General features: G+C 49.1%; 10 protein-coding genes and 4 pseudogenes. 6 read left to right on the plus strand and 8 right to left on the minus strand.

Going from position 1 to position 11,088, the window contains the following annotated elements:
* The 4 genes and pseudogenes from BFF42_RS03240 to marR form a co-directional block, all read right to left on the minus strand.
* Positions 1-235, minus strand: a pseudogene (locus tag BFF42_RS03240) (IS1-like element transposase); the annotation flags it as partial.
* Between the two features lie 28 nt (positions 236-263).
* Entirely contained in the window at positions 264-503 is a 240-nt protein-coding gene (gene marB, locus BFF42_RS03245; protein ID WP_000803658.1) for a multiple antibiotic resistance protein MarB, read from the minus strand.
* 31 nt (positions 504-534) lie between these two features.
* Positions 535-918, minus strand: a complete 384-nt coding sequence (marA, locus tag BFF42_RS03250) for an MDR efflux pump AcrAB transcriptional activator MarA (protein WP_000091199.1) — start codon at positions 916-918, stop codon at positions 535-537.
* A gap of 19 nt (positions 919-937) precedes the next feature.
* Positions 938-1,372, minus strand: a complete 435-nt coding sequence (gene marR, locus BFF42_RS03255; RefSeq protein ID WP_000843419.1) for a multiple antibiotic resistance transcriptional regulator MarR — start codon at positions 1,370-1,372, stop codon at positions 938-940.
* Between the two features lie 211 nt (positions 1,373-1,583).
* On the opposite strand from marR, the gene marC reads away from it, so the two are divergent.
* Positions 1,584-2,249, plus strand: coding sequence for an NAAT family transporter MarC (gene marC / locus BFF42_RS03260; protein ID WP_000885032.1), 666 nt, complete (start codon positions 1,584-1,586; stop codon positions 2,247-2,249).
* A gap of 24 nt (positions 2,250-2,273) precedes the next feature.
* Here marC and ydeA read toward each other — a convergent pair whose 3' ends face one another.
* The 3 genes and pseudogenes from ydeA to ptrR all read right to left on the minus strand — a co-directional run bounded on the left by ydeA (position 2,274) and on the right by ptrR (position 5,686).
* A complete protein-coding gene (ydeA, locus tag BFF42_RS03265; RefSeq protein WP_000210799.1) occupies positions 2,274-3,464 on the minus strand; it encodes an L-arabinose MFS transporter in 1,191 nt (396 codons plus the stop codon).
* 212 nt (positions 3,465-3,676) lie between these two features.
* Positions 3,677-4,727, minus strand: a pseudogene (yneK, locus tag BFF42_RS26870) (putative protein YneK); the annotation flags it as partial.
* Between the two features lie 77 nt (positions 4,728-4,804).
* Positions 4,805-5,686, minus strand: a complete 882-nt coding sequence (gene ptrR / locus BFF42_RS03280) for a putrescine utilization regulator PtrR (RefSeq protein WP_000366480.1) — start codon at positions 5,684-5,686, stop codon at positions 4,805-4,807.
* A 100-nt stretch (positions 5,687-5,786) separates the two neighbouring features.
* On the opposite strand from ptrR, the gene sad reads away from it, so the two are divergent.
* The 5 genes and pseudogenes from sad to BFF42_RS03305 form a co-directional block, all read left to right on the plus strand.
* Positions 5,787-7,175: a succinate-semialdehyde dehydrogenase gene (gene sad, locus BFF42_RS03285; protein ID WP_001296740.1), complete on the plus strand. Its 1,389-nt coding sequence runs from the start codon at positions 5,787-5,789 to the stop codon at positions 7,173-7,175.
* 63 nt (positions 7,176-7,238) lie between these two features.
* Positions 7,239-8,165, plus strand: a complete 927-nt coding sequence (glsB, locus tag BFF42_RS03290) for a glutaminase B (protein ID WP_000257409.1) — start codon at positions 7,239-7,241, stop codon at positions 8,163-8,165.
* Positions 8,165-8,523: pseudogene (locus tag BFF42_RS03295) on the plus strand (DUF4186 domain-containing protein). Before glsB ends, BFF42_RS03295 begins: the two are co-directional and overlap by 1 nt.
* Positions 8,524-8,661: 138 nt before the next feature.
* Positions 8,662-10,080: a sensor domain-containing diguanylate cyclase gene (locus BFF42_RS03300; RefSeq protein WP_000558057.1), complete on the plus strand. Its 1,419-nt coding sequence runs from the start codon at positions 8,662-8,664 to the stop codon at positions 10,078-10,080.
* A 226-nt stretch (positions 10,081-10,306) separates the two neighbouring features.
* A pseudogene (locus BFF42_RS03305) lies at positions 10,307-10,546 on the plus strand (mannitol dehydrogenase family protein); the annotation flags it as partial.
* Between the two features lie 8 nt (positions 10,547-10,554).
* On the opposite strand, the gene BFF42_RS03310 reads toward BFF42_RS03305, so the two are convergent.
* The coding region (locus BFF42_RS03310) for an IS3 family transposase (RefSeq protein ID WP_039060271.1) at positions 10,555-11,088 on the minus strand (534 nt) is incomplete at its 5' end.

Below are 11,088 nucleotides of genomic sequence, written 5' to 3' on the forward strand. Positions count from 1 at the left end.
CGTGTTGAGGCCAACGCCCATAATGCGTGCACTGGCGCGACATCCGACGCCATTCATGGCCATATCAATGATTTCTGTGCGTACCGGGCTGAGAGGCGGTGTAAGTGAACTGTAGTTGCCATGTTTTACGGCAATGAGAGCAGAGATAGCGCTGATGTCCGGCAGTGCTTTTGCCGTTACGCACCACGCCTTCAGTAGCGGAGCAGGAAGGACATCTGATGGAAATGGAAGCCACGCAAGCACCTTAAAATCACCATCATACACTAAATCAGTAAGTTGGCAGCATTACCAGCGTGTTGATTATAATAGGGCACGCCGAGCGCATCCGACTTATCACTGCCAGTACCCATGTGATTTAAATCAAACGGTGGTTGTTCCTGCGATGGGGGAACAACCACGACATTGGCACAAGAAGTAACAACTGGCTGCGTGGTTTGTTCCGCAACGCCCTGCGCGGAAAAGAGAATAAGCGCAGCTGCTATTGCGGATGAAAGTGGTTTCATGATTGCCTCAGTGACGTTGTCACGTTATCAACTAGCTATTGTAATGATTTAATGGATGTAAAAAGCGCGATTCGCCCTGCATATTGGTCATCCGGTATTTATGTGGCGGAACATCAAAGTAATTTTTGAAGGTTCGGGTCAGAGTTTGTTGCGACTCGAAGCCATATCGTTCTGCCAGATAGAGTATCGGCTCGTTACTTTCCTTCAGCTTTTGCGCGATTTCCGTCATCTTACGGCTGCGGATGTATTGGCCTAATGAATGACCGGTTTCTTTTTTAAACATCCGTTGCAGGTGCCATTTAGAGTAACCTGAACGCTCTGACACTTTCTCCAGTGACAGTGGCGATTCCAGGTTGTCCTCGATCCAGTCCAAAATGCTATGAATGGTAATAGCGTCAGTATTGCGTCTGGACATCGTCATACCTCTTTTTTGTTTACGGCAGGACTTTCTTAAGCAAATGCTCAAGTGTTGCCACTTCGTCCGCCGTCAGGTTTTTTGTTAATTCTTGATGCAGGTCCTGGCCAACTAATTGATGGCATTGTTCGCATATTGCCGCGCCGCTGGTGGTAAGTTTTACCAGTACGCCGCGCTTATCATTCGGGTTCGGCAACCTTTCAACCCAGCCTTTACAGACCAGGCGATCCAGCATACGGGTCAGTGCTCCAAGGTCGACAGACAACACTTTTTTCAGTTCAACCGGAGTAATACACGCCGCGCAGCGGATAGAGCAGAGCACCTTAAACTGTGCCGCGGTAATATCCAGCGGAGACAGATACTCGTTAAGCAGACGATCTTTCTTCTGATTAACCATATGGATTAAGCGACCCAATGGAATAATTTCATTGAACAGATCGCTGGTACTTTTCACATTAGTTGCCCTGGCAAGTAATTAGTTGCAGGGGGTAATATTGCCCAGGCAAATATAAGTCAAATAAATGAATTGACCGATGCCACGTTTTGCTAAATCGGTTCAAGTTTTGGTCAATGCGATGCAAGGTTAGCTAAAGAGTGACACTTTATCCTTGTTTACCCCTTATACTTTTCGCTGATAACCCAGATACACTGGATAACAACCACCAATGTTAGATTTGTTTAAAGCAATTGGCCTGGGGCTGGTGGTGTTACTGCCGTTAGCTAACCCATTAACAACTGTCGCGTTATTTCTTGGCCTAGCAGGCAACATGAACAGTGCCGAACGTAATCGTCAGTCGTTGATGGCCTCGGTGTACGTATTTGCCATCATGATGGTGGCGTATTACGCCGGGCAACTGGTGATGGATACATTTGGCATTTCGATTCCCGGTCTGCGAATTGCAGGCGGCTTAATCGTCGCGTTTATCGGTTTTCGGATGCTCTTTCCGCAACAGAAAGCGATTGATTCACCGGAGGCGAAAAGCAAGTCGGAAGAGCTGGAAGATGAACCCAGTGCCAATATTGCCTTTGTGCCGCTAGCAATGCCAAGTACCGCTGGTCCGGGAACCATAGCGATGATTATTAGCTCGGCGTCCACAGTGCGTCAGAGTTCAACCTTCGCTGATTGGGTACTGATGGTTGCGCCGCCGCTGATCTTTTTCCTGGTGGCGGTTATTTTGTGGGGAAGCCTACGCAGCTCCGGCGCAATTATGCGGCTGGTGGGCAAGGGTGGCATTGAAGCGATCTCCCGTCTGATGGGATTCCTGCTGGTATGTATGGGTGTGCAGTTTATTATTAACGGCATCCTGGAAATCATTAAAACGAACCATTAAAAAAGGCCCGAATGGGCCTTTCAACTATTGCGTCTGTTCTTCGAGTGTCACTGGCCAGCGGCGAAATATAATGATTGACCATATTAACGCGGCAAAAGCAGGCACCGCGCCCACATAACCAATCATCGACATTGACCAGTGCAAACTCACCTGATTACCTACCAACGCACCCGCCCCGATTCCAATATTAAATATGCCGGAGAATAGCGCCATCGCGACGTCGGTAGCATCTGGTGCCAGCGCCAGCACTTTAACCTGCATACCAAGCCCGATGATCATCATCGCGATCCCCCAGAAAATACTCAGCACCCCGAGGTGTATTTCACTGTTCGCCGCAGGTAGCAGCAGTGCCAGACACACCAGCAACAGCGCAATCGCCGTACTCACCAACGCAGACGCATACTGATTACCCAGTTTACCGAAAATCACGCTGCCAATAATGCCCGCACCACCGAGTAATAACAGTAATGCCGTGGCAAAGTTGGCGCTGAATCCCGCAATGTTTTGCACAAAAGGCTCGATATAGCTGTATGCCGTGTAATGGGCGGTGACAACCACCACAGTTAACAAATAAATGCTCATCAATGCCGGGCGGCGGAACAATAGCGGGAGGCTTTTCAATGAACCGGAATGCTCACTGGGCAGTAAGGGAAGTAACTTAATCAGGCACAAAAGGGTGATAAGCGCCCCAATACCAATCGCGAAGAAGGTCATTCGCCAACCGAAATACTGCCCCACAATGCGCCCGAGAGGTAAACCTAAGACCATCGCCAGTGCTGTACCGGTGGCAATTAAACTCAAGGCCTGTGCCCGCTTCCCGGCCGGAGCCATACGGATCGCCAGAGACGCCGTAATCGACCAGAAAATCGCATGTGCAAAAGCCACACCAATGCGACTGATCACCAGAACGGTAAAGCTCCACGATAAAAACGACAGTACGTGGCTGGCAATAAACACCACAAACAGGCAGATCAGTAATTTGCGCCGTTCAACCTGACTGGTCATTAACATAAAAGGCAATGACATTAGCGCTACTACCCATGCGTAAATGGTCAACATGATGCCGACCTGAGCGGTTTGCATGTGAAAACTTTGCGCAATGTCAGAGAGCAGGCCAACAGGGACAAATTCGGTGGTGTTGAAGATGAAGGCGGCGACTGCCAGCGTAACGACCCGTAGCCACGCCACTTTGCGGGAAACAGTGTTTGTTGTCATAACAGATTATCGGGTGAGTTGCGAAAAAGTGATGAAATGATCTTAAAACGGTTAATGATGTGAATACAATGCATTTGTGATCTGGATCGCGTTTTCCGTTTCTCTGACGCTGATTCTGTTCCGCGTCAGAGAGTCGGTAACATCACGGTTTAATGACGTTCAGGGAGGTCTGGCGTTTTGGCGGTTGCGGGTATAGGTGGTCTGACAGGGGAGCGAGGCCTGTTTTTCACCAGGTCTTCGTGAGTAACTTTTGGCGGCGTTTCATTTTTTACAAACAGTTTGAGGGTCCTGCGCGCCATATGCTTGATAATTTTATCATCACTTAATGATGCTGGCATCAACACGTCATTCAGATCACTTTCATTGGGATTCATAAATTGGTGATAGTGCAATAACATATTGGCGAAAAATAAAAAAAGTCCTGAAAATGAGGAGATTCTTGTTCTGCTAAAAGGGATAAAAAGCAGATGCAGACTTCGGGTAGTACATGTTTGTTAGAACCTAATGAATCCATCAGGCTTTGCAATAAATCCTCTTTTAATTCGCCGTCTGTTATGTCGAGAATGGCGGTGATCAAGTTAGGATCTTTATTGACGAACCATCTGTGAACCTCAGAGTTACTCCATAATCGGGGGAGTATGACAAAATTACCGCGAGAGATAAAATTCAGGACAAGCAAATCAAACTGGCGTAAGTAATCTGCAGCGGTATGGTGATCCGGAGGCAGGGGTTCAATATGTGGTGTATGCGCTTTTTTGATGGGGACGCCAAGGTGGATCATTGGAAATTGTTCAATAAAATCATTCAGAAACAGAAAGAGCACACGCTCGACGCCGGTGTGAAATACGCGCCCCATAGTGACAGGCTTTGGGTTGGGAGCGCAAAAATATTAATTTCTCCATCATGGCGAAAATTATCTAAATAAATAGGGCTTAAATTTATTACTACCTGAAATTCAATATTTTCTTTGTGTCTTCCATTCTTGACGGGATAAGTGAGTTTAAACTGAACCTTTTCATTGTATAGTGTGTCGTTACCCCGAAAAGAAGTCTTCTGAATATATGATAAGTTATCAAGGTTGTTAAATGTCTTTTTTGTGGCTGAGTTGGTGTTTAAAGACGTGCGCCACTCTTCATCACATATTATGGTACTGAGTGCATCAATAAAATTCTTTAAAACTTCTTTTACCTGAGGTGCAATATTACGTACGGGAAAATCATCAGGAAGAGATATGTAATTACTGATGCTTACTGGCGTAACCATATTTGCCCCATATAGTCATAAGTCATCGGAACATCACTATATAGGGCATTTGAGCTGCAAGAACTATCAAAAATAGCTCATTGGTAACCCTGTTTTGCCGAGTCAGGCACATCCAGTAGTTGAATAAATGCCTCAAGCGGACGCGTTTTCGCACCACGACGCCAGACCAGCCAGGTTGTTAACCAACGCCATTGCTCAGCTAACGGCCACGCTTCAACCTGGTGATGCCCCGGCATACTTTCCAGCATAGAGCGTGGAATAAGCGCAATGCCTGCTCCTGCGACCACACAGGCCAACATCCCGTGATACGACTCCATCTCGTGAATAGTTCCCGGAGCGGCACCGTCAGCATGAAACCAGCTCTCGAAGTGGCGACGATACGAACAATTGGCGCGGAAGGCATAAATGTTACTGCCGTTAACCTGACTGGCGCGGATTACTGGCGCATGACCTTGTGGCGTGACGATCATCAGCTCCTCGCGGTATACCGGTATCCCGTCAATGGCAGTATGGTTAATGGGCCCATCAATAAATGCCGCATTCAGTTTTCCCTCCAGCACTCCTTCCAGCATAGTGCCGGAAGGGCCGGTGGAAAGTGAAAACTGAATTTTGGGATAACGATGGTTGAATTCCGCCAGCGTGGCCGGAATGCGCACTGCTGCGGTACTTTCCAGCGAACCAAGAGAAAATAAACCTTGCGGCTCATCGCCAGCGACAACGCTCCGCGCTTCATCCACTAACGCGAGAATTTGTTGGCTATAGCGTAAAAAGTTATGCCCGGCAGGAGAGAGACGTAAACGCTGATTCTCGCGAATAAACAGATCTACCCCCAGTTCTGTTTCCAGCTGGCGTAGACGGGTAGTGAGATTCGACGGCACGCGAAGCACTATTGCTGCTGCCTGGGTTATGCTGCCAGCTTCGGCAACCGCGTTGAACATCTCCAGTTGGGTCAGATCCATAATATTCTCGATTCGTGAATAAGTGGCTTAATATTATTCATTTTAAAGCAAGAGTAAATCTGCGTATCTTCATACCATGACTCATAAAGGAGATACCCCGATGACCATTACTCCGGCAACTCATGCAATTTCGATAAATCCTGCCACGGGTGAACAACTTTCTGTGCTGCCGTGGGCTGGCGCTAACGATATCGAAAACGCACTTCAGCTGGCGGCAGCAGGCTTTCGCGACTGGCGCGAGACAAATATAGATTATCGTGCTGAAAAACTGCGTGGTATCGGTAAGGCTCTGCGCGCCCGTAGCGAAGAAATGGCGCAAATGATCACCCGTGAAATGGGCAAACCAATCAATCAGGCGCGCGCTGAAGTGGCGAAATCGGCGAATTTGTGTGACTGGTATGCAGAACATGGTCCGGCAATGCTGAAGGCGGAACCTACGCTGGTGGAAAATCAGCAGGCAGTTATTGAGTATCGACCGTTGGGGACGATTCTGGCGATTATGCCGTGGAACTTTCCGTTATGGCAGGTGATGCGTGGCGCGGTTCCCATCATTCTTGCAGGTAACGGCTACTTACTTAAACATGCGCCGAATGTGATGGGCTGTGCTCAGCTCATTGCCCAGGTGTTTAAAGATGCGGGAATCCCGCAAGGCGTATATGGCTGGCTGAATGCCGACAACGACGGTGTCAGTCAAATGATTAAAGATTCGCGCATTGCTGCTGTCACGGTGACCGGAAGTGTTCGTGCGGGAGCGGCTATTGGCGCACAGGCTGGAGCGGCACTGAAAAAATGCGTACTGGAACTGGGCGGTTCGGATCCATTTATTGTGCTTAACGATGCCGATCTGGAACTGGCGGTTAAAGCGGCGGTAGCCGGACGTTATCAGAATACCGGACAGGTTTGTGCAGCGGCAAAACGCTTTATTATCGAAGAGGGAATTGCTTCTGCATTTACCGAACGTTTTGTGGCAGCTGCGGCAGCCTTGAAAATGGGCGATCCCCGTGATGAAGAGAACGCTCTCGGACCAATGGCTCGTTTTGATTTACGTGATGAGCTGCATCATCAGGTGGAGAAAACCCTGGCGCAGGGTGCGCGTTTGTTACTGGGCGGGGAAAAGATGGCTGGGGCAGGTAACTACTATCCGCCAACGGTTCTGGCGAATGTTACCCCAGAAATGACCGCGTTTCGGGAAGAAATGTTTGGCCCTGTTGCGGCAATCACCGTTGCGAAAGATGCAGAACATGCGCTGGAACTGGCTAATGATAGTGAGTTCGGCCTTTCAGCGACCATTTTTACCACCGACGAAACACAGGCCAGACAGATGGCGGCACGTCTGGAATGCGGTGGGGTGTTTATCAATGGTTATTGTGCCAGCGACGCGCGAGTGGCCTTTGGTGGCGTGAAAAAGAGTGGCTTTGGTCGTGAGCTTTCCCATTTCGGCTTACACGAATTCTGTAATATCCAGACGGTGTGGAAAGACCGGATCTGACGCGACATATTCAGCTCTGATATACTCGCAGGTCTTTTCAGACCTGCGGTCCAGGAGTAGAAAGTGGCAGTCGCCATGGATAATGCAATTTTAGAAAACATCTTGCGGCAAGTGCGGCCGCTCATTGGTCAGGGTAAAGTCGCGGATTATATTCCGGCGCTGGCTACAGTAGACGGTTCCCGATTGGGCATTGCTATCTGTACCGTTGACGGACAGCTTTTTCAGGCCGGAGACGCGCAAGAACGTTTTTCCATTCAGTCTATTTCCAAAGTGCTGAGTCTCGTTGTCGCCATGCGTCATTACTCCGAAGAGGAAATCTGGCAACGCGTCGGCAAAGATCCGTCTGGATCACCGTTCAATTCTTTAGTGCAACTGGAAATGGAGCAGGGTATTCCGCGTAATCCGTTTATTAATGCTGGTGCGCTGGTGGTCTGCGATATGTTGCAAGGGCGATTAAGCGCACCACGGCAACGTATGCTGGAAGTCGTGCGCGGCTTAAGCGGTGTGTCTGATATTTCATACGATACGGTGGTAGCGCGTTCCGAATTTGAACATTCCGCGCGAAATGCGGCTATCGCCTGGCTGATGAAGTCGTTTGGCAATTTCCATCATGACGTGACAACCGTTCTGCAAAACTACTTTCATTACTGCGCTCTGAAAATGAGCTGTGTAGAGCTGGCCCGGACGTTTGTCTTTCTGGCTAATCAGGGGAAAGCTATTCATATTGATGAACCTGTGGTGACGCCAATGCAGGCGCGGCAAATTAACGCGCTGATGGCGACCAGTGGTATGTACCAGAACGCGGGGGAGTTTGCCTGGCGGGTGGGGCTACCGGCGAAATCTGGCGTTGGTGGCGGTATTGTGGCGATTGTTCCGCATGAAATGGCCATCGCTGTCTGGAGTCCGGAACTGGATGATGCAGGTAACTCGCTTGCGGGTATCGCCGTCCTTGAACAATTGACGAAACAGTTAGGGCGTTCGGTTTATTAATGCAGTCTCTCGATCCACTCTTCGCGCGTTTATCCCGTTCAAAATTTCGCTCTCGCTTTCGTCTGGGCATGAAAGAGCGTCAGTATTGCCTGGAGAAAGGCGCGCCAGTCATCGAACAACATGCGGCGGATTTTGTCGCTAAACGTCTTGCTCCGGCATTACCGGCTAATGACGGTAAGCAAACACCCATGCGCGGCATCCGGTGTTTATCGCTCAGCACGCCACCGCGACCTGCTGTCGCGGTTGTCTGGCTAAGTGGCATAACATTCCGCAGGGTGTTTCGTTAAGCGAAGAACAACAACGTTATATCGTGGCGGTAATCTATCACTGGCTGGTTGTACAGATGAATCAGCCATGAGAATTGCGGAAAACGATAAAATAGCATTCCCAGGGTACCTTTATTTGCCGCCGCTGTTAGCGAACATGCTATCCTTTATGAGAATTTACTTATTACGTTGAGATAATTGCCACCCGCAATTGTATGGACAGATAATTAATGCATGTACACCCCATTTCAACTTTCCGTTTGTTCCAGGAAGGTCATCTGCTACGTAATAGCATCGCTATTTTTGCGCTAACCACGCTGTTCTATTTTATTGTTGCAGAGTTACGGCTGGTTCACGAACTTTCTCTTTTCTGGCCGCTGAATGGCGTAATGGCGGGGGTGTTTGCCCGCTATGTCTGGCTTAATCGACTGCATTACTATGCGATCAGTTATGTGGCGATGCTGGTTTATGATGCCATAACCACCGAATGGGGACTGGTTTCACTGGTTATCAATTTCTCCAATATGATGTTTATTGTTACCGTCGCCTTACTGGTCGTGCGGGATAAGCGTCTGGGGAAAAATAAGTATGAGCCAGTAAGTGCCTTACGGCTATTTAATTACTGTCTGATTGCCGCATTATTATGCGCTATTGTCGGGGCGATTGGTTCGGTCAGTATTGATAGTCTGGATTTCTGGCCTTTGCTTGCGGACTGGTTCAGTGAGCAATTCTCAACGGGCGTGTTGATCGTGCCTTGTATGCTGACGTTGGCTATTCCTGGAGTGCTGCCGCGCTTTAAAGCAGAACAGATGATGCCCGCCATCGCGCTTATTGTGTCGGTTATTGCCTCGGTAGTCATTGGCGGAGCGGGGAGTCTGGCGTTCCCGCTGCCTGCATTAATCTGGTGTGCAGTGCGCTATACGCCGCAGGTAACATGTCTGTTGACCTTTGTCACCGGTGCGGTGGAAATCGTACTGGTGGCAAATTCGGTGATTGATATCTCGGTCGGTTCGCCGTTCTCCATTCCGGAAATGTTCTCCGCACGTCTCGGTATTGCCACGATGGCGATATGCCCAATTATGGTTTCTTTTAGCGTGGCAGCGATCAATTCGCTAATGAAGCAAGTTGCGCTGCGAGCCGACTTTGATTTTCTGACTCAGGTTTACTCACGGTCCGGTCTTTATGAGGCGCTGAAAAGTCCATCGCTGAAACAGACACAACATCTGACGGTCATGCTGCTTGATATCGACTATTTCAAAAGCATTAACGATAACTATGGACATGAATGTGGCGATAAAGTGTTAAGCGTGTTTGCCCGGCATATTCAGAAGATTGTCGGTGATAAGGGGCTGGTGGCGCGCATGGGCGGCGAAGAATTTGCTGTTGCAGTGCCGTCGGTGAATCCTGTCGATGGTCTGCTAATGGCGGAAAAAATCCGTAAAGGCGTTGAACTGCAACCATTCACCTGGCAACAAAAAACGCTTTATCTCACGGTAAGTATTGGCGTCGGTAGTGGTCGCGCATCGTACCGAACGCTGACCGATGATTTTAATAAATTGATGGTCGAAGCCGATACGTGTCTGTATCGCTCGAAGAAAGATGGGCGCAACCGTACCAGCACTATGCGTTACGGTGAGGAAGTTGTCTGACATCTTTATTCATTCCGCGCGATTTGAATGCAATGTGTTCTACCACTTTATGATCCAGGAAAAGGCGTATTTCCTCGATTAAACCATGAACCGCGCCACACGTTTCTCATAAAACTGCTCATTAATCATCAGGAGTTGATCAAAACAGGGGTTCGGCGTATTAAACTTTGTTAACCTGTCATACCAATTCAAACGGGTTGTGTGACTAATCAGAAGGGAACCCATTGTGAAAACACTAAATCGTCGCGATATTCCCGGTGCACAGTATCCAGAACGTATCATTCAGTTTGGTGAAGGTAACTTCCTGCGCGCCTTTGTTGACTGGCAAATCGATCTCCTGAATGAGCACACCGATCTGAATTCTGGCGTGGTCGTTGTTCGTCCGATTGAAACTTCATTCCCGCCGTCACTGAGCACGCAGGATGGTCTGTACACCACCATTATCCGTGGCCTGAATGAGAAGGGGTGAAGTGGTCAACAAAAACTGGCCACCGAGTTAGAGTTTTTCCAGTATCGATTTTCCGATTCGTTTGGGGGTAACCCACCGTTATATTCGTGCGGTCTTAGTGCGCTGTAATATCCAACGATATAGTCCGTTATGGCGTGAGCTGCCTCGCTGAAGCTTACGTAACCCACCACCGGCATCCATTCGTTCTTCAGACTCCTGAAGAAGCGTTCCATTGGGCTGTTATCCCAGCAGTTTCCGCGCCGGCTCATACTCTGTCTGATCTGGTATCGCCACAATAACTGCCGGAACTGCCTGCTCGTATAATGACTGCCCTGATCGCTGTGGAACATCACCCCGCCGGGCTTACCACGGGTTTCCCATGCCATTTCCAGCGCTTTCATGGTGAGCCTGCTGTCCGGCGAGAACGACATGGCCCAGCCCACTGGTTTTCTTGCGAACAGGTCGAGAACAACGGCGAGGTACGCCCAGCGCTTACCCGTCCAGATACAGGTCACATCACCGCACCACACCTGATTTGGCTCGGTCACGGCGAACTGCCT

Source organism: Shigella sp. FC1661, assembly GCF_001712525.1.
Classification (GTDB): Bacteria; Pseudomonadota; Gammaproteobacteria; order Enterobacterales; family Enterobacteriaceae; genus Escherichia; species Escherichia coli.

What these genes read in the sequence shown, in the direction of transcription:
- marB (WP_000803658.1), bottom strand. Translation starts at nt 503, where the DNA reads ATGAAACCACTTTCATCCGCAATAGCAGCTGCGCTTATTCTCTTTTCC.
- marA (WP_000091199.1), bottom strand. Translation starts at nt 918, where the DNA reads ATGTCCAGACGCAATACTGACGCTATTACCATTCATAGCATTTTGGAC.
- marC (WP_000885032.1), top strand. Translation starts at nt 1,584, where the DNA reads ATGTTAGATTTGTTTAAAGCAATTGGCCTGGGGCTGGTGGTGTTACTG.
- ydeA (WP_000210799.1), bottom strand. Translation starts at nt 3,464, where the DNA reads ATGACAACAAACACTGTTTCCCGCAAAGTGGCGTGGCTACGGGTCGTT.
- ptrR (WP_000366480.1), bottom strand. Translation starts at nt 5,686, where the DNA reads ATGGATCTGACCCAACTGGAGATGTTCAACGCGGTTGCCGAAGCTGGC.
- sad (WP_001296740.1), top strand. Translation starts at nt 5,787, where the DNA reads ATGACCATTACTCCGGCAACTCATGCAATTTCGATAAATCCTGCCACG.
- BFF42_RS03300 (WP_000558057.1), top strand. Translation starts at nt 8,662, where the DNA reads ATGCATGTACACCCCATTTCAACTTTCCGTTTGTTCCAGGAAGGTCAT.